The 17836-nt window shown below is 64.8% G+C and carries 15 protein-coding genes; 6 read left to right on the top strand and 9 right to left on the bottom strand.

Annotated elements, in window-relative coordinates; translation table 11 throughout:
• Positions 1-34: 34 nt before the first annotated feature.
• Together AC27VL_RS17070 and AC27VL_RS17065 are read right to left on the bottom strand one after the other, a co-directional pair.
• On the bottom strand, positions 35-667 hold the full coding sequence (locus AC27VL_RS17070; protein WP_488767526.1) for a CoA transferase subunit B: 633 nt from the start codon (positions 665-667) through the stop codon (positions 35-37).
• Position 668: 1 nt separating this feature from the next.
• Positions 669-1400 (bottom strand): CoA transferase subunit A, encoded by a 732-nt coding sequence (locus tag AC27VL_RS17065; protein WP_488767524.1) that lies wholly within the window; start codon positions 1398-1400, stop codon positions 669-671.
• A 173-nt stretch (positions 1401-1573) separates the two neighbouring features.
• Between AC27VL_RS17065 and AC27VL_RS17060 the strand changes: the two genes are divergently transcribed.
• Entirely contained in the window at positions 1574-4186 is a 2613-nt protein-coding gene (locus AC27VL_RS17060) for a DEAD/DEAH box helicase (RefSeq protein ID WP_488767522.1), read from the top strand.
• 41 nt (positions 4187-4227) lie between these two features.
• On the opposite strand, the gene rfbD is transcribed toward AC27VL_RS17060, so the two are convergent.
• From rfbD to rfbB, 4 genes are read right to left on the bottom strand one after another with little or no spacing between them, the layout of a single operon-like run.
• Positions 4228-5127 carry a dTDP-4-dehydrorhamnose reductase gene (rfbD, locus tag AC27VL_RS17055; RefSeq protein WP_100554681.1) on the bottom strand — a complete coding sequence of 300 codons (900 nt, stop codon included), beginning with the start codon at positions 5125-5127 and terminating at the stop codon, positions 4228-4230.
• Positions 5124-5681 (bottom strand): dTDP-4-dehydrorhamnose 3,5-epimerase, encoded by a 558-nt coding sequence (rfbC, locus tag AC27VL_RS17050; protein ID WP_100554680.1) that lies wholly within the window; start codon positions 5679-5681, stop codon positions 5124-5126. The genes rfbD and rfbC overlap by 4 nt, the downstream gene beginning before the upstream one ends.
• Positions 5678-6565, bottom strand: a complete 888-nt coding sequence (gene rfbA / locus AC27VL_RS17045; protein ID WP_100554679.1) for a glucose-1-phosphate thymidylyltransferase RfbA — start codon at positions 6563-6565, stop codon at positions 5678-5680. Before rfbA ends, rfbC begins: the two co-directional genes overlap by 4 nt.
• A gap of 14 nt (positions 6566-6579) precedes the next feature.
• The gene (gene rfbB, locus AC27VL_RS17040; protein WP_100554688.1) at positions 6580-7635 is read right to left on the bottom strand and encodes a dTDP-glucose 4,6-dehydratase; all 1056 of its coding nucleotides are present in this window, start codon (positions 7633-7635) and stop codon (positions 6580-6582) included.
• A 279-nt stretch (positions 7636-7914) separates the two neighbouring features.
• On the opposite strand from rfbB, the gene AC27VL_RS17035 reads away from it, so the two are divergent.
• The 5 genes from AC27VL_RS17035 to AC27VL_RS17015 all read left to right on the top strand — a co-directional run bounded on the left by AC27VL_RS17035 (position 7915) and on the right by AC27VL_RS17015 (position 13963).
• Positions 7915-8661 (top strand): electron transfer flavoprotein subunit beta/FixA family protein, encoded by a 747-nt coding sequence (locus AC27VL_RS17035; protein WP_019660968.1) that lies wholly within the window; start codon positions 7915-7917, stop codon positions 8659-8661.
• On the top strand, positions 8661-9602 hold the full coding sequence (locus tag AC27VL_RS17030) for an electron transfer flavoprotein subunit alpha/FixB family protein (RefSeq protein ID WP_488767518.1): 942 nt from the start codon (positions 8661-8663) through the stop codon (positions 9600-9602). Before AC27VL_RS17035 ends, AC27VL_RS17030 begins: the two co-directional genes overlap by 1 nt.
• A 144-nt stretch (positions 9603-9746) precedes the next feature.
• Positions 9747-11105, top strand: coding sequence for a phosphohexomutase domain-containing protein (locus AC27VL_RS17025; protein ID WP_488767516.1), 1359 nt, complete (start codon positions 9747-9749; stop codon positions 11103-11105).
• Between the two features lie 14 nt (positions 11106-11119).
• On the top strand, positions 11120-12529 hold the full coding sequence (locus AC27VL_RS17020; protein ID WP_191078378.1) for a mannose-1-phosphate guanylyltransferase/mannose-6-phosphate isomerase: 1410 nt from the start codon (positions 11120-11122) through the stop codon (positions 12527-12529).
• A gap of 3 nt (positions 12530-12532) precedes the next feature.
• Positions 12533-13963, top strand: a complete 1431-nt coding sequence (locus tag AC27VL_RS17015) for a UbiA family prenyltransferase (protein ID WP_279324091.1) — start codon at positions 12533-12535, stop codon at positions 13961-13963.
• Between the two features lie 45 nt (positions 13964-14008).
• Here the strand turns inward: AC27VL_RS17015 and AC27VL_RS17010 are convergent, their stop codons facing one another.
• From AC27VL_RS17010 to AC27VL_RS17000, 3 genes are all read right to left on the bottom strand, one after another.
• The gene (locus AC27VL_RS17010; protein ID WP_488767513.1) at positions 14009-15145 is read right to left on the bottom strand and encodes a glycosyltransferase; all 1137 of its coding nucleotides are present in this window, start codon (positions 15143-15145) and stop codon (positions 14009-14011) included.
• A 2-nt stretch (positions 15146-15147) separates the two neighbouring features.
• The gene (locus tag AC27VL_RS17005) at positions 15148-15498 is read right to left on the bottom strand and encodes an EamA family transporter (protein WP_100554673.1); all 351 of its coding nucleotides are present in this window, start codon (positions 15496-15498) and stop codon (positions 15148-15150) included.
• A 62-nt stretch (positions 15499-15560) separates the two neighbouring features.
• Positions 15561-17801 carry a hypothetical protein gene (locus AC27VL_RS17000; RefSeq protein ID WP_133120135.1) on the bottom strand — a complete coding sequence of 747 codons (2241 nt, stop codon included), beginning with the start codon at positions 17799-17801 and terminating at the stop codon, positions 15561-15563.
• Between the last annotated feature and the right edge of the window lie 35 nt (positions 17802-17836).

Here is a 17836-nt window from a genome sequence, read left to right as displayed (position 1 = left end):
CAGGAGGGACCGCACACCTCCTGTCGCGGATCAATCAGGCGCGCTTGAAGGCCACGCCCGTCTTTTCCTTCAACTCGCCATCGCCAACTCCGGGCGCGGCTTCCACCAGCACCAGACCGTCATCGGTCACGTCGAATACCGCCAGGTCGGTGATGATGCGATCGACCACGCCCACGCCGGTCAGCGGCAGCGTGCACTCGGGCAGGATCTTGTGTTCACCGTTCTTGGCGGTGTGCTCCATCAGCACCACCACCCGTTGTACGCCGGCCACCAGATCCATCGCCCCGCCCATGCCCTTGACCATCTTGCCGGGCACCATCCAGTTGGCCAGGTCACCCTGGTCGGTGACCTGCATCGCGCCAAGGATGGCCAGGTTGACGTGACCACCGCGGATCATCGCGAAGCTGTCATGGCTGCCGAAATAGCTGGCCCCCGCACGTGCGGTGACGGTCTGCTTGCCGGCATTGATCAGGTCTGCATCGACCTCATCCTCGGTCGGGAACGGGCCGATGCCCAGCAGGCCGTTTTCCGATTGCAGCCACACATCCACGCCGTCGGGAATGTGATTGGCCACCAGCGTCGGCAGGCCGATGCCCAGGTTCACGTAGGCGCCATCGGTCAGTTCACGGGCAGCGCGCGCCGCCATCTCGTCGCGGGTCCATGCCATCTCAGTTGCCCTCCGCACGGATGGTGCGCTGTTCGATACGTTTTTCGGGAGTGGGGTTGTGCACGATGCGGTGCACGTAGATACCCGGCAGATGCACCTGGTCCGGGTCGATGCTGCCGACCGCCACCACCTCCTCCACTTCCACGATGCAGACCTTGCCAGCCATCGCACAGGCCGGGTTGAAATTGCGCGCGGTCTTGCGGAACACCAGGTTGCCGGCCTCGTCAGCCTTCCAGGCCTTGACCAGTGCCACGTCGGCGCGCAGCGCGGTTTCCATCACGTAGTGCTTGCCGTCGAACTCACGGGTTTCCTTGCCTTCGGCCACCACCGTGCCATAGCCGGTAGCGGTGAAGAAGGCCGGGATACCCGCACCACCGGCACGCAGGCGTTCGGCCAGGGTGCCCTGCGGATTGAATTCCAGCTCCAGCTCGCCGGCCAGGAACTGCCGTTCGAACTCCTTGTTCTCGCCCACGTAGGACGAAATCATCTTCCTGATCTGCCGGGTTTCCAGCAGCTGGCCCAGCCCGAAGCCATCCACGCCGGCGTTGTTGGAGATCACGGTCAGGCCCTTGGCCCCACTGTCGCGCAGTGCGGCGATCAGTGCTTCAGGAATACCGCACAGGCCGAAGCCACCCACGGCCAGAACCTGGCCATCAGCGACCACGCCCTGCAGGGCATCCGCCGCAGAGGCGAAACGCTTGCTGCGCGTGCCGCTGGAAGTCGATTGCTGCATCTCTACTGCCCTACCCGGTGAGAATGCCGCCATTCTAGCGGTACACCCGTTGCCGGCTGGGATGCGCCGCAGCATGAACCAGCATGCCGGGCCCTCAATCCGTAGAATGTCCGCTTCCCCGCTTGCGGTGCCCTTGGCAACGCGTGCTGCAGATGGAGAGGACAGGACGACGCATGGCCGTAGTATTCACCGGAGGGGAACTGTCCCGCTGGCTGGATGCCGGGACACTGGGAAAGGGCAACCACCTCGTTTCGGCAGTGCGTGAACTGCGCTACCAGTCACCGCTGCTGACCGCCCAGCTCGAGGGCTGGCAGGTGTCGATCGACCTGGATGCCAGCGCCCGCACGCCGCACAGCCCCCTGCAGAGTCGCTGCACCTGTCCGGCGGGCGGACACTGCGAGCATGTCGCCGCCGTGCTGCTGGCCGCGCTGGAAACCTCCCTGGAGGGCACGCCGGGCCTGCTGCGCCCGGCCGCCAAGCCAACGCTGCCCACCCTGCAGACCCAGGCGATGACGCCGATCCTCCATCTGCACAGCATGGAATACCGTCCCGCCTGGCTCACCGAACGCGATGCCTCGCAGTGGCTCGACGTTGCCACCGTCGCTTTCGAGTACGGCGAACACGTGCGTTTTCTCGACGACCCGTCGCTGTTCGTGCATGGCGCCGAGGGCCAGCTCTACCTGCTGCCGCGTGACCTGGCCGGGGAGGCACGGCGTGAAGCTGAATTGCACAGCGTCCACCTGCACCGCGAGCGGCAACCGCGCATCGTGCTGGACGGCGGTGGCCCGTTGTTCGAGCTGCGCAGTTTCGACTGGACCCGCTTCCTGCTGGAGGATGTGCTGCGGTTGGAAGCGCTGGGCTGGAAGATCGAGACTGACGATGCCTTCCGCCATCGCATCACCCGGGTGGAGGAGATCGACCTGGATGTGCGGTCGATGTCCACCGACAGCGCTGCGTTCGACCTGGCCCTGACCATCGACGTCGATGGCCGCAGCGTTGCACTGGTTCCGCTGTTGCAGGGCGTACTGCAGTCCGATCCGCGCTGGCTGCGCGGTCAGCTGGACGCGATCGGCGATGACGAGAACGTACTGCTGACGACGGCGGGCAATGAACGCCTGGCACTGCGCGCGGGGCGTCTGAAACCGGTGATCGCGCTGCTGGCGGATCTGTTCGGCGACCACGGGCAACCGCTGCGCCTGCAGGTGCACGACCGCGGACGCCTGCAGGCACTGCAGGACGCCGCGCAGCTGCGACTGCACAGCAGCAACGATACCCGCGCACGCGTGCAGCGCCTGCTGGACGCACCGGCGATGACCGCTGTCCCGGCACCGCCGGGCTTGCGCGCGACGCTGCGCAGCTACCAGCTTGAGGGCCTGTCCTGGCTGCAGTACCTGCGTCAGCAGGGCTTGGGCGGCGTGCTGGCCGATGACATGGGCCTGGGCAAGACACTGCAGACCCTGGCCCATCTCCTGGTTGAAAAACAGAGCGGCCGCCTGGACAAACCGGCGCTGGTGGTCATGCCGACGTCACTGCTGCACAACTGGCAGAGTGAAGCTGCGCGCTTCACCCCGGATCTGCGCGTACTGGCCCTGCACGGGCCCGCGCGTGACACGCAGTTCGATGCCATTGCCGCACATGATCTGATACTGACCACCTATCCCCTGCTCTGGCGCGACGAACAGGCGCTGCAGGCGCATTCCTATCACCTGCTGATCCTGGACGAGGCACAGCAGGTGAAGAACCCCAGATCGCGTGCAGCGGCCACGCTGCGCACGCTGCAGTCCCGTCATCGACTGTGCCTGACCGGCACCCCGCTGGAAAACCACCTGGGCGAGCTGTGGACGCAGTTCGACTTCCTGCTGCCCGGGCTGCTCGGCAGCGAAAAGCAGTTCAACCAGCACTGGCGCCACCCCATCGAGCGCGGCAGCGACCGCCGGCGCGCACAGCTGCTGGCCCAGCGCATGCGTCCTTTCATCCTGCGCCGACGCAAGGACCAGGTCGCCTCCGAACTTCCGCCGAAGACGGTCATCACCCGAACCGTGGCGATGGAAGGCGGCCAGCGCGAACTGTACGAAACCGTGCGTGCGGCAATGGAAAAACAGGTACGCGAAGCAATCAACGGCAGCGGGCTGGCACGCAACCACATCGTGGTGCTGGACGCGTTGCTGAAGCTGCGCCAGGTCTGCTGCGATCCGCGTCTGCTGCCGGGCCATGCACCCGCGCGCACTGCCGGCTCGGCCAAGCTGGACCTGCTGCGCGAGATGCTGCCGTCCATGGTCGAAGAAGGACGTCGCATCCTGCTGTTCTCGCAGTTCACCGGCATGCTGGCCCTGATTGCGCAGGCATTGGATGCACTGGGCCTGGCCTACGTGACCCTGACCGGCGACACCCAGAACCGGGTCACACCGGTGCAGCGCTTCATGGACGGCGAGGTCCCCGTGTTCCTGATCAGCCTGAAGGCCGGCGGCGTGGGCTTGAATCTGACCGCCGCCGACACCGTCATCCACTTCGATCCATGGTGGAATCCGGCCGCCGAGAACCAGGCCACCGACCGTGCCCATCGCATCGGCCAGGATCAGCCCGTGTTCGTCTACAAGCTGATCGCCGCAGGCAGCGTCGAAGAACGCATCGCCGAGCTGCAGCAGCGCAAGGCCGAGCTGGCCGATGCAATCCTGGAGGGTGCTGGTGGTGCAGGTCCGCGCTTCGATGCAGCAGACCTGGAGGCGCTGCTGGCGCCGCTGCCGGGAGCCCCGCAGAAGTCGCGCAGGGTACTGCGCAGATCCTGAGTTGCAATCCCGGCAATGCAGGCAGACAGGGCTGAAATTCTTCAGGCTGGCGCAATCTCCGCCATTACCCGCTTCAGGCCGTCCTGCCACGTCGGCAGCGCGATGCCGAAATCCTGCTGCAGCTTGCGGTTGTCCAGTACCGACCATGCCGGGCGCTGAGCCGGCGTCGGATACTCGGAGCTGGGAATCGCCTCGACGGCCGGCACCTTCGCCAACACGCCGGTAGCCAGCGCTTCGGCGAAGATCGCTTCGGCAAACCCGTGCCAACTGGTCTGCCCATCGGCCGTCAGATGCCAGGTACCGGACAACGATCCCGGATGCTGCAGCGCTTGTGCGGTGACATCGGCGATCAACGCCGCAGGGGTCGGCGTACCGATCTGGTCGACCACCACCCGCAGCTGATCGCGTTCGGCACCCACGCGCAGCATCGTGCGCAGGAAGTTCGCACCATGCGAGGCATATACCCACGCAGTGCGGAAAATCAGGTGGCGGCCACCGGCAGCGCGCACGGCATCCTCCCCATCGCGCTTGCTGGTGCCATACACGCCCAGCGGCGCGGTCGGCTCGTCTTCGCGGTAAGGCACACTACCCTGGCCATCGAACACGTAGTCGGTGGAGTAATGCACGAAAGGCACGCCATGCGCCGCACACCAGCGCGCGATCACGCCGGGAGCCTGCGCGTTGGCCGCGAACGCGGCCTCCACGTCCTGCTCTGCGCGATCGACAGCGGTGTACGCGGCCGCATTGACCACGACCGACGGCTGCAGGCGATCAAGCAATGCTGGCAGGCTGTCGGGCTGGCTGAAGTCAGCCACTTCGCAGGCGCTGCCATCGGGAAGCTGGCCGCTACGGGTCGTCGCAATCAACGGGCCCAGCGGGGCCAGCGCGCGCAGCAGTTCCTGACCGAGCTGGCCGTTGCCACCGAACACCAGCATGCTCATGGCATGTACACCGGCAGGCGATCTTCGGTGATGTCCTTCAGGAACGGTGCGTTCTCGTCCTTGGCTGACAGCGTCGGGGCGCTGAGCGGCCAGTCCACGGCGATGTCGGCATCGTTCCAGCGTACGCCGGCGTCCACTTCCTTCACGTAGACATCGGTGCACAGATAGTGGAACAACGCCGTATCGGACAGCACGGCAAAGCCGTGCGCGAATCCTTCCGGAATCCAGAACTGTCGTTTGTTCTGCGCACTCAGGACCACCGCCTCCCACTGGCCAAAGGTCGGCGAACCGCGGCGGATATCCACGGCTACGTCATAGACCTCGCCTTCCAGCACGCTGACCAGCTTGCCCTGCGGTCGCGGCCACTGGTAATGCAGCCCCCGCAGCACGCCCTTGCTGGACGAGGAAACATTGCTCTGCACGAAACGATCCGGCAGCCCCAACCCACCAAATCGAGCAGCGTTCCAGCCCTCGAAGAAGAAGCCGCGCTCGTCTCCGAACACTGCCGGCTCGATCACCACGCAACCGGGCAGCCTGGTTTGAATCACTTTCACGGAACGACTCCACGTAGAGCGAGCTTGTGCAGGTATTGGCCATAGCCATTCTTGATCAGCGGCGCAGCCAGTGCTTCCAGCTGCTCTGCGCTGATCCACCGCTGACCGAAGGCGATTTCCTCCGGGCAGCAGATCTGCAGGCCCTGCCGGGTCTGGATGGTCTCGATGAAGTTGGATGCTTCCAGCAGCGACTGGTGGGTGCCGGTGTCGAGCCAGGCGTAGCCACGACCCAGCGCTTCCAGGTGCAGGTTGCCTTCGGCAAGGTAGCGCTTGTTGAGATCGGTGATCTCCAGCTCGCCACGCGGTGACGGCTTGAGCTCGGCGGCGTAGTCGCTGGCCCTGCCGTCATAGAAATACAGGCCGGTCACCGCATGGTTCGAACGCGGATTCTCGGGCTTTTCGACCAGATCGAGCACCTTGCCGGACGTATCGAATTCGGCCACGCCATAACGTCCCGGATCGTTCACCCAGTAACCGAACACCGTCGCCCCGTGATCGCGGGTATCAGCCCGCCGCAGCATTTCGCTCAGCCCATGGCCGTGGAAGATGTTGTCACCCAGCACCAGGCAGCTCGGCTTGCCGCCGACGAAGTCCTTGCCGATCAGATAGGCCTGCGCCAGTCCATCGGGACTGGGCTGCACGGCGTACTGGATATCCATGCCCCACTGCGAACCGTCACCCAGCAACTGCTGGAACAACACCTGTTCGTGCGGGGTGTTGATGATCAGCACTTCACGGATGCCCGCCAGCATCAGCACGCTCAGCGGGTAGTAGATCATCGGCTTGTCGTACACCGGCAGCAGCTGCTTGCTGACGCCTTTGGTGATCGGATACAGCCGGGTGCCGGAACCGCCGGCGAGGATGATGCCCTTGCGTTGGGTCATGTCGTGTCCTTGGTTCAGGCCGTGGTGCCGATGCGCTGCAGGCGATAGCTGCCGTCGAGCACGCCGTTCACCCATTCCTGGTTGTCCAGGTACCAGTCAACGGTGAAGCCGATTCCCTGTTCAAAGGTGTAGGCCGGTTCCCAGCCCAGGTCGTTCTTCAGCTTGGAGGCGTCGATCGCATAGCGGCGGTCATGGCCCGGGCGGTCGGTGACGTAAGTGATCTGGCTGCTGCGCGGCTGGCCATCCGCACGCGGGCGGCGCTGGTCCAGCAGCGCACAGATTGCCTGCACCACTTCGATGTTCTGCTTTTCCGAGTTGCCGCCGACGTTGTAGGTCTCGCCGACCCGGCCCTTGGCCAGCACGGTACGGATCGCTTCGCAGTGGTCGGACACGAACAGCCAGTCACGCACCTGCTTGCCGTCGCCGTACACCGGCAGCGGCTCGCCGGCCAGCGCCTTGGCGATCACCAGTGGGATCAGCTTCTCGGGGAAGTGATAGGGGCCGTAGTTGTTGGAGCAGTTGGTGGTCAGCACCGGCAACCCGTAGGTGTGGTGGAACGCACGCACCAGGTGGTCCGAGGCTGCCTTGGATGCCGAGTACGGCGAATTGGGGGCGTACGGGGTGGTTTCGCTGAACTTGCCGGTCTCGCCCAGGGTGCCGTACACCTCGTCGGTCGAGACATGCAGGAAGCGGAAGGCTGCGCCCTGTTCAGCCGGCATCGCCTTCCAGTAATCGCGTACCGCCTCGAGCAGGCCGAGGGTGCCGACGACATTGGTCTGGATGAACGCGCCGGGGCCATCGATGGAGCGGTCAACGTGGCTTTCAGCAGCGAAGTTCAGCACCGCGTCCGGCTGGTACTCGGCCAGCAGGCGGGCAACCAGCGCGCTGTCGCCGATGTCACCATGCACGAACACGTGGTTGGGATTGCCGTCCAGGCTGGACAGGGTCTTCAGGTTGCCGGCGTAGGTCAGCGCATCGAGATTGACGACCTTGACGCCGCGGGCGGCAGCCTCGAGAACGAAGTTACCGCCAATGAATCCGGCGCCGCCGGTGACAAGCCATGTGGGCACTACCTGGTTCTCCTGTTCAATATGCACCTCGGCGCTGGGCACTCCGGCAACCTGAAAGGATACATCGGGCGCTCGTTCAGCACTGCTTCCCGGCCGTGAACAGCGCGCAGGGATCCCCTTGGAATGCGGCGCCGCAGCAAAACCATACGCATTCGCATGGTCGCCTTCGGCCAGTTAGAATCGGGGTCCCACCCCCGAACCGGTTGCTGTCGCAGAGCCGGACGTTCTCCAGCAACTGTGAGCCGGCCAGCGACCGGCACTACAAGGATCTCGTACCAGATGAAAATCCTCGTCGCGTACAAGCGCGTGGTGGACTACAACGTCCGCATTCAGGTCAAGCCGGACGGTTCCGGCGTGGTCACCGACGGCGTCAAGCTGTCTCCCAATCCCTTCGATGAAATCGCCCTGGAAGAAGCGTTGCGCCTGCGCGACAAGGGCATCGCCAGCGAAGTCGTGGTTGCCACCATCGCGCCGGCCGACGCCCAGGCGCATCTGCGCAACGGCCTGGCCATGGGTGCCAACCGTGCCATCCACGTGGTCACCGACCAGGCCATCCAGCCGCTGACCGCCGCCCGCACCCTGCTCAAGCTGATCGAGAAGGAACAGCCGGATCTGGTGATCCTGGGCAAGCAGGCCATTGACGACGACGCCAACCAGACCGGCCAGATGCTGGCCACCCTCTGGGGCCGTCCGCAGGCGACCTTCGCCAGCAAGCTCGAGATCGCCGACGGCAAGGCCACGGTGACCCGTGAAGTCGATGCTGGCCTTGAAACGCTGGAAGTCGATCTGCCCGCCGTGGTCACCACCGACCTGCGCCTGAACGAGCCGCGCTTCATCAAGCTGCCCGACATCATGAAGGCCAAGGCGAAGCCGCTGGAGACCCTGCAGCTGGCCGACCTCGGTGTTGAAGCCGCCGATACCTTCAAGACCACCCAGTACGCCGCGCCGTCCAAGCGCAGCAAGGGTGTGATGGTCAAGGACGCGGCCGAACTGGTCGCCGCACTCAAGCAGAAGGGGTTGCTGTAATGAGCAGGATTCTCGTCATCGCCGAGCACCACGACGGCAAGCTCAACGCCGCCACCGCCAAGACCGTCAGCGCTGCGGCCGCCATTTCCGGCGCCAGCATCGATGTGCTGGTGCTGGCTGCCGACCCGAACGCCGTTGCTGCTGAAGCGGCGAAGATCGCAGGCGTCGCCAAGGTCCTGACCGTGGCCAACGCTGCCAACGCACAGGCGTTGGCCCAGGTACTGGCCCCGCAGATCGCGCAGCTGGCCAAGGGCTACACGCACGTGTTCGGCCCGTCGACCACCTTCGGCAAGGACCTGATGCCGTGCGTGGCCGCCCTGCTCGGCGTCAACCAGGTTTCGGACCTGATGGCCGTCGAAGGCAGCCACACCTTCAAGCGCCCGATCTACGCCGGTAACGCGATCATCACCGTCGAAGCGCCGGCCGACCAGATCGTGGTCGCCACCGTGCGTGCCGCGTCGTGGCCGGAAGCCGCCCAGGGTGGCAGTGCCTCGGTTGAAGCCGCCAGCGTCGATGCGGCCCTGCCGAGCCACACCCGTTTCGTCGGCCTGGCCGCCGGCGCCAGCGACCGCCCGGACCTGCAGAGCGCCAAGCGCGTGGTCTCCGGTGGCCGTGGCGTCGGTTCGGAAGAGAACTTCAAGGTCATCTTCCAGCTGGCCGACAAGCTCGGTGCCGCCGTCGGTGCCTCGCGCGCCGCGGTCGATGCCGGCTACGTGCCCAGCGATCTGCAGGTCGGCCAGACCGGCAAGATCATTTCGCCGGAGCTGTACGTGGCCGTCGGCATCAGCGGTGCGATCCAGCACCTGACCGGCATCAAGGATGCCGGCACGATCGTGGCGATCAACAAGGATGGCGACGCGCCGATCTTCGAGATTGCCGATATCGGCCTGGTCGGGGATCTGTTCACGATCCTTCCGGAGCTGGAAAAGGCGCTGGCCTGAACCAAGCTCGGAGATGCCATGTAATCAAAGGGTTACATGGCATCCCTGATCGTATTGAGGCTCGCAGGGACGCGGCGCCGGATCACCCGTCCATGCAGCGCCTGTCGTTATAATCCGGGGTCAACCCGTGTAAGGACTGCATTGATGACGCTTCCGTGTTTCAAGGCCTACGACATCCGCGGCCGCGTCCCGGATGAGCTGGATGAGCGCCTTGCCCGGCGCATTGGCGCTGGTACGGCAGGACTGCTCGGCCCGGGACCGGTGGTTGTGGGGCACGACATCCGGCTGAGCAGCCCGGCCCTGTTGCAGGCAGCCATTGAAGGCTTGACCGCCAGCGGGCGCGAAGTCATCGACATCGGCATGTGTGGCACCGAGGAAGTGTATTTCCAGACGTTCCACCGCAAGGCGGCGGGCGGGATCATGGTAACGGCCAGCCACAATCCAATGGATTACAACGGGATGAAGCTGGTGCGCGACAGCGCCAAGCCGATCAGCGGCGACACCGGCCTGTTCGATATCCGCGATTTTGCTGCTTCCGACGCCCCGTTGGGCGACGGCAAGGGAACCGTCTCCAGCGATACCGACAAGACCGCCTATATCCAGCACCTGCTGGGTTATGTCGATGTAACCGCGTTGAAGCCGCTGAAGATCGTCACCAATCCGGGCAACGGTGGTGCCGGCATGATCATCGACGAGCTGGCCCCGCACCTGCCCTTCGAGTTCATCCGCATCCAGCATGAGCCCGATGGCAGCTTCCCGAACGGCATTCCCAATCCGCTGCTGCCGGAGAACCGCGCAGCTACCCGTGACGCGGTGCGCGCCAACGGTGCGGACTTCGGCATCGCCTGGGATGGTGATTTCGACCGTTGCTTCTTCTTCGACGCCGACGGCAATTTCATCGAAGGCTATTACCTGGTCGGCCTGCTGGCCACGGCACTGCTCGCCCGCCAGCCCGGCGGCAAGATCATCCACGACCCGCGCCTGACCTGGAACACCGTGGAGATGGTCGAGCAGGCCGGCGGCGTGCCGGTGATGAGCAAGACCGGACATGCTTTCATCAAGGAGCGCATGCGCGCCGAAGATGCCATCTATGGCGGCGAGATGAGCGCACACCACTACTTCCGCGAGTTCGCCTACTGCGATTCGGGCATGATCCCCTGGCTGCTGATCGCACAGCTGGTGTCGAGCAGCGGAAAGTCGCTGGGCGAACTGGTCGCCGACCGCATGAAGGCGTATCCCTGCAGCGGTGAAATCAACTTCCGCGTCGAGGATGCCAAGGCGACCGTGGCACGCGTACTGGCCCATTTCGAACCGCAGCACCCGGTGCTGGATCGTACCGACGGGGTCAGCGCGGATTTCGCGGAATGGCGCTTCAACCTGCGCAGCTCCAACACCGAGCCGCTGTTGCGCCTGAACATCGAAACGCGCTGCAATGAGGCCCTGTTGCAGGACCGCATCCGTGAACTGACCGACTTGATCGGCGGCACGCCGGCAAATCACTGAGTAAAGGACGCATCATGACTCCCATCGTTCCCGTCATTCTTTCCGGCGGCTCCGGCACACGTCTGTGGCCGCTGTCGCGCGAGGCATACCCCAAGCAGTTCCTGCCGCTGGTCGGCGATGACACGATGCTGCAGGCCACCTGGAAGCGCGTCGCTTCCATTGCTGGTGCCGCGCCGATCGTGGTCGCCAACCAGGAACATCGTTTCATGGCTGCCGAGCAGCTTCGCGAGTGCAAGGTCCTGCCGCAGGCGTTGATCCTGGAGCCCGTGGGCCGCAATACCGCTCCGGCCATCGCCATCGCGGCCCTGCAGGCGCTGGCCGGTGGCAATGATGCATTGCTGCTGGTGTTGCCCTCCGACCATGTCGTGCGTAACGAAGCGGCCTTCCATGCGGCCGTGAAGCAGGCCGCAGTAGCCGCCGAAGCCGGCAAGCTGGTGACCTTCGGCATCGTGCCGACCGCTCCGGAAACCGGCTATGGCTATATCAAGGCCGCCACCGGCGAAGGCGTACGCGCGGTCGACCGGTTCGTGGAGAAGCCCGATCAGGCCACTGCCGAGAAGTACGTCGCCTCCGGCGAGTACTACTGGAACAGCGGCATGTTCCTGTTCAAGGCCTCGCGTTACCTGAAAGAGCTGGAGACCCTGCAGCCTGCGATCCTTGCGGCCTGCCGCGCCGCACTCGACAAGGCCGCCCGTGACAACGACTTCATCCGCCTGGATGCGGAAGCCTTCGCCGCCAGCCCGAACGACTCGATCGACTATGCGGTGATGGAAAAGACCGCCGATGCCGCGGTGGTTCCGCTGGATGCCGGCTGGAACGACGTGGGCTCGTGGTCCGCACTGTGGGAGGTATCCGACAAGGATTCCGACGGCAATGCCTGCCACGGCGACGTGATCGCGCTGGACTGCAAGGACAGCTATGCCTATGGCAATCGACTGATCGCGATGGTCGGCCTTCAGGACGTGGTCGTGGTGGAAACCGATGACGCCGTGTTTGTCGGCCACAAGGACCGCGTACAGGACGTCAAGGAAATCGTTGGTCAGATCAAGCGCGATGGGCGCAGCGAAGCCGCCGCGCACCGCAAGGTCTACCGTCCATGGGGCGCGTATGACTCCATCGACAATGGTGCGCGGTTCCAGGTCAAGCGCATCACCGTCAAACCGGGCGCGACCCTGAGCCTGCAGATGCACCATCACCGTGCCGAGCACTGGATCGTGGTCAGCGGCACGGCCGAGGTTACCCGCGGCGACGAGGTCATCCTGTTGTCCGAGAACCAGAGCACCTACATCCCGCTGGGCGTGACCCATCGCCTGAAGAATCCGGGCAAGCTGCCGTTGGAACTGATCGAAGTCCAGTCGGGCAGCTATCTGGGTGAGGACGACATCGTGAGGTTCGAAGATCAATACGGCCGCGCGGGGGCCTGATCGGTGAGCGCATCCGGTGCCGGCCAGACAAGGCCTTTGTGTATTGACCTGGACGGCACCCTGCTGCTCAGCGACCTGCTTTACGAGACCTTCCTGCGGATGCTTGCACGACGGCCGTGGATGCTGTTCCTGCTGCCGGTCTGGTTGTTGCGCGGCAAAGCACACCTCAAGCATCAACTGGCCGTTTACGGCGCCGGCGATCCGGCACTGCTTCCCTACGACCCGCGCGTAGTGGAGTTGCTGCAGGCCAGCAGCAATCGCAGGCGGGTACTGTGCACAGCATCCGACGCGGCGCTGGTGGAGCCGATCGCGCGCCACCTTGGCGTGTTCGATGACGTGTTCTGCAGTGACGGGCAAACCAATCTGGCTGGCCATCGCAAGGCCGAACTGCTGGTCAAGCAGTTTGGTGAGCGCGGCTTCGACTACATGGGCAACGCCCGGGTCGATCTTGCGATCTGGAAACACGCCCATTCGGCCTGGGTGGTCAATGCCAGCGCAGGCGTGGCGCGTGCGGCGGCCGGCTGCTCGCAGCTCGCCGCACACTGGCCCCGCGAAGGAGGCGGCCTGCGGGCGTGGCTCAAGGCAATGCGCATCCACCAGTGGTTGAAGAACCTGCTGGTGTTCGTGCCGCTACTGGCCAGCCACCGCTTTCTTGAACTGGAGACCTCGCTCGAGGCGGCAATGGCGTTCCTGGCGTTCGGGCTGTGTGCGTCCGGCGTGTATCTGTTCAATGATCTGCTTGATCTTGATTCGGACCGCCAGCACCCGCGCAAGCGCAAGCGCCCCTTCGCCTGTGGCAGGTTGGACCTGCGCTCTGGACTGCTGGCCACGCCGGTGCTCACCCTGGCCGGCTTCGCATTGGCTGCGGTGGTGGCGCCGTCGTTCCTGCTGGTGCTGGGCATCTACTTCTGCCTCACTCTGGCCTATTCGTTGCGGCTGAAGCAGGTGGTGATGATCGATGTGGTGATGCTGGCTGCGCTCTATACCATCCGCATCGTCGGTGGTGCGGCAGCGATCGACGTCACCCTGTCGTTCTGGCTGCTGACATTCTCGATGTTCATCTTCCTCAGTCTGGCCATGCTCAAGCGCTACACCGAGCTGCGCCTCACCCTGGCCAGTGGCAAGCAGAAGCCCAGCGGGCGCGGCTACCACGTCGAGGACCTTGGCCTGGTGCAGAACCTGGGCACCGCTTCGGGCCTGGCCTCGGTGCTGGTGCTGTGCCTGTACATCAACGCACCGGAAAGCCAGAACCTGTACGGGCACCCACTGTTCCTGTGGCTGCTGTGCCCAGTGCTGCTTTACTGGATCTGCCGCACCTGGCTGCTGGCCCATCGTGGGCAGATGCACGATGACCCCGTCGTGTTCGCGGTCAAGGATCCCGGCAGCCTGGTGACCGTGCTGGTGGGTGGTCTTTCGGTGTTGGCCGCGATCTGAGCGGCCTTGGCCCGCCCGGCTGGAGAAGGCACGCCGGGCTGCGGCTCAGCGTGCCTGAGCGTCCCGTGCGCTGTTCAGCAGCATGGCTTCCTGCAGATCGAAAAAGCACCGCAGTGGGTAGGCCCGCAAGGCCTGTTCGCGCACGCCGGCCCGGCTGAGCACCCCCTGGCTTGCCATCAGACGCTGCATTGCCCCGGCCAGCGCCACGGCATCGCCAATCGGCACGACCTCGCCATTGCCGGTGTTCTGCACGATGGTCCGGACGCCGGGCAGGTTTGAAGCAATCACCCGCGCGCCGCTCAGCATCGCCTCCAGCTGCACCATGCCGAATGCTTCGTAGCGGTTGACGCTGGGCAGGACCAGTACGTCCAAGTCCGCATAGAACGCCTGCAGCTCCTGCTCGCTGACGCGACCGCGCACTTCCACGGCATCACCCAGCGCTGCGATGCTGCCGTGGATGGCATCCATTATTCCGCCGCCCGCGATGTTGTGGGTATCGCCAACCAGTACCAAGCGAACACGATCGCCATGTTGGGCATGGACCTGGGCGAATGCGTCCAGCAGCACGGGCAGGCCTTTCTCGACCACGAATCGCCCGACGAAGCCGAAGCGGAACACGTCGTCCGTGGGGGCCTGGACTTCACTCCAGGGCATTGCCTTCATCGGCGCCAGCACCTCGTGCTGTTTGTCGCGGATTCCGGACAACCACGCCGACGAACTGGCGTAGTCATGGGTGAGGACACCGACGTCGCGAGCGCGCCGAGTAGCCAGCCAGCAGGATATGCGGGTGACATTGACCGCCAGCCGATCCAGCAGCCCCCCCACCACGGCCATGTCGCACTGGTAGTTCACCACCAGCTTGCGACGCGGAACCAGCATCGCCAACACGCCGGATTCAAGCATCGGCATGTGAAGGTTCACCACATCGTGCTGCTTGGCAAGCTGCCGGAACCAGGTGATGAACTTCCAGCTCAGCACGCCCTTGTGCATGCGGGCGAAGACCGGAGCGCGCACCACACGTACGCCATTGAGCGTTTCCTCCACCGGCAGCGCCACATCGTGCTGGGTAGTCAGCACGGTGACCTCATGCCGATGGGCAAGGTCTTCGGCCAGCATTCGCGCGAACTCGGTCACGCCGCTCATATAGGGCGTGTAGTAGGTCAGAACGATCAGGATCTTCATGCTCAGCTCGCGCTCACCAGAACCACACCCAGCACGATCAGGCCGATGCCGGCCATGCGCAGCGGGCCCACCTGCTCACCCAGGAACAGCACGGCCAGTACCGGCGTCACCACGTAGGTCAGAGCAATCATCGGCTGCAGCTTGGTGAGCGGCATGAACTTGAGCAGTACCACCCACGACACCAGCGGAATCATCTGCAGGATGAATCCGCTCACCAGGGGGGCATTCTTGACCGCCGAGAGCAGCATCGGCATCAGGCCGTCGGCGTAGGTCACGCGTTCGGCCCCCACTTTGAGCAGCACCGTGCCGCATGCACCGAGAAGGACGAGTCCGAAGACAAGAAGGAGTTGCATGGAAGACCTCTTGCGCCGCAGTCATTGCTGGGCGCTGTTCGATGGATGCTGCCAGGGGCCAGTCATTCTGCCTGACGGGCCGGCACGTTGCAGCTGATGCGCGCCCGCGAGACGTCAGCAAACAGGGGGCGGGAGTCGCCGGAAATGCCCAGCGACTGCGGCGACGCAATCTGCCAGTCCGGTACCAGGGTTATGACGGAACTACCCTTCGGCAGGTCCAGGCTGATCTGACCGGTCTCCAGGCTCTGCAGCGTGGGGCCCTGTCTGCCGTTGACCGTTACCTGGATCCGCCCCGCTCCAGGGGGGTGCAGCAACCTCAGGTCGACCTGCAGGCGGGCACCGGCGCAGTCCTTCGGCACAAAGGTTTCCAGGCTGAAGCGCCCCTGGGTCCAGCAGTGATCCTGCTCGCAGGTATGCCAGCCCCTGCCCGCCTGTGCCAGCGGCAGCTGTCCTGACTGCAGCGAGTAAAGCGCGAAGGTTGGATCCTCTACCACGGGCGCCGCGCCAAGCTGCAACGCCGGCGCCGCACCCGGGTGCTTCAGCACCAGTAGCCAATCCGGCGAATCCGCACGGCGCAGGCTGTCGTTGAACAACGCATCGCTGTAGCCCACAGGATCACGGCCGCGGTCGGCCATGCGTGCACGCGCACCACGGCGGTGCAGCTCCAGGATGGCGAAGTCCTGCTTCACGTACTGATCAGGCCCGACCACCGCGGAAACATCGATGATCACCTCATCGCCGGCCTGCGGCAGTCTGAGCGCTGCGGACAGCGTGTGGGAAATTCCAGACGGCACGTGTGAGACCAGGATCGCGCGGGACCGCACGGCATAGGCCGCCGACAGCGCGGCCAGGATGGCCATGAGCAGAATGACCCCACCCATGCGTCCCCGGCGTCGTGAATGCCGCAGCAGCAACCAGGCCAGCAGGGCGCCCCAAGCGGGCCCAAGGACCTGAACCAGCTTGTGCTCGCCATACTGGTAGCCGTGGCTCTGCACATAGATGACCAGCAGTCCGCTGGCGGCCAGCAAGCCGACGAAGAAGCGCCAGCGCTGTTCACGGATCGACAACCAGCCCGTGGCCGCCATCAGCAACAGGCCCAGCATCACCGCTTCGGGGTTGACCGCGGGCTGTGCGGTCATCAACAGACCGGCAAACGGCGCAGCCAACCACCAGCCCCAGAACGATTGCTGGATGTACCAGCTCGGCCAGGAGGACTGCGCCACGATGCCGCTGACCTGCGTATAGGAGGCGATGAGCTCGGGCAGCATCCGGTTGAGCACCACGGCACAGGCCACCATTGCCATCACGCCGCCGAGCAGGAACACGCGCCAGGAACGCATCCACAGGGCCGTGGTCACCACCGCCAAGGCCACCACCAGGCAGGCGTGGACTGCTGCTTCGCCATAAACAATGCCGACGCAGCCCGCCGCCGCACCCAGCATGATCCATTTCACGAGCGGCGATGGCATCGGGCTGAGCGCCCACAGCACGATCATCATGAGCACAGCGCCGGCCATCGCCGTTCCGATGTTCTCGTTGATTACCGACAGCATCATGCCGGTGCCCGCCATGCACAGCACCGCCAGCAGGAACGCCACCACGCTGCCACGCGGAACCCGATGCCCACCGCCGAAGCGGCCGGCCATCGATGGCAGCATGCCAATCACCGGGAACAGCGCGGCGCCGCCGATCATCGCCCGCACCTGGTTGGGACCTGCGTCAGGCACGAAGCTGGATGCCAGTGCCAGCAGGGTGTACGCGCCATTGCGCTGTACGACGCAGCCATTGCCGATGAACTGCATGCCCTGGCCACATTGCCCCAGCGACCACTCGCGCACAACGGTCGCCTGGTCAACCGACAGCGGATGCTGCATGGCCCATTTGGCACCGCCGTAGAAGAACACCAGATCATGGTTGGTGCCTTCAAGCATCCACAGATGGCGTGTAGCGAAGGCCAGGTCCCAGCAGGCGACCACCAGCGTTCCGGCCAGCACGCTGATCGTGAACGCCCAGATCGATGCATGCGCCAGTGGATCGGCACTGCCCCGGCGCAACGCCACTGCAATGCCAACCACGCCTGTGACCAGGAACACCGGGAAGACGATATAGCCTGGCAACCAGGCATTGGCGTTCATCAGCAGCGCCAGCACGCACACCAGCGCCAGCAGCAGCGACTGCACCGGCCCGATCGACCTCACGCGCTGGCTCCAGCGGTTGCCCAGCGACGCCAGCAGGGTGGACGTACCGATGATTGCCAGGCACATCGCCAGCGCCGGCGCGATCAGTTGCCAAAGATGATGCACTAACGTCTCTCCCCTGCCTGAAAAGCCTGACCCAG

The sequence above is a fragment of the Stenotrophomonas sp. 14P6.2.3 genome (assembly GCF_057799055.1).
This window is presented reverse-complemented; position numbering and strand designations above follow the sequence as displayed.

Bases quoted from the DNA above. Each gene is read 5' to 3' on its own strand.
- AC27VL_RS17030 (WP_488767518.1), top strand. From the start codon at position 8,661: ATGAGCAGGATTCTCGTCATCGCCGAGCACCACGACGGCAAGCTCAAC.
- AC27VL_RS17035 (WP_019660968.1), top strand. From the start codon at position 7,915: ATGAAAATCCTCGTCGCGTACAAGCGCGTGGTGGACTACAACGTCCGC.
- AC27VL_RS17070 (WP_488767526.1), bottom strand. From the start codon at position 667: ATGGCATGGACCCGCGACGAGATGGCGGCGCGCGCTGCCCGTGAACTG.
- AC27VL_RS17065 (WP_488767524.1), bottom strand. From the start codon at position 1,400: ATGCAGCAATCGACTTCCAGCGGCACGCGCAGCAAGCGTTTCGCCTCT.
- AC27VL_RS17060 (WP_488767522.1), top strand. From the start codon at position 1,574: ATGGCCGTAGTATTCACCGGAGGGGAACTGTCCCGCTGGCTGGATGCC.
- rfbD (WP_100554681.1), bottom strand. From the start codon at position 5,127: ATGAGCATGCTGGTGTTCGGTGGCAACGGCCAGCTCGGTCAGGAACTG.
- AC27VL_RS17025 (WP_488767516.1), top strand. From the start codon at position 9,747: ATGACGCTTCCGTGTTTCAAGGCCTACGACATCCGCGGCCGCGTCCCG.
- rfbA (WP_100554679.1), bottom strand. From the start codon at position 6,565: ATGACCCAACGCAAGGGCATCATCCTCGCCGGCGGTTCCGGCACCCGG.
- AC27VL_RS17005 (WP_100554673.1), bottom strand. From the start codon at position 15,498: ATGCAACTCCTTCTTGTCTTCGGACTCGTCCTTCTCGGTGCATGCGGC.
- AC27VL_RS17020 (WP_191078378.1), top strand. From the start codon at position 11,120: ATGACTCCCATCGTTCCCGTCATTCTTTCCGGCGGCTCCGGCACACGT.
- AC27VL_RS17010 (WP_488767513.1), bottom strand. From the start codon at position 15,145: ATGAAGATCCTGATCGTTCTGACCTACTACACGCCCTATATGAGCGGC.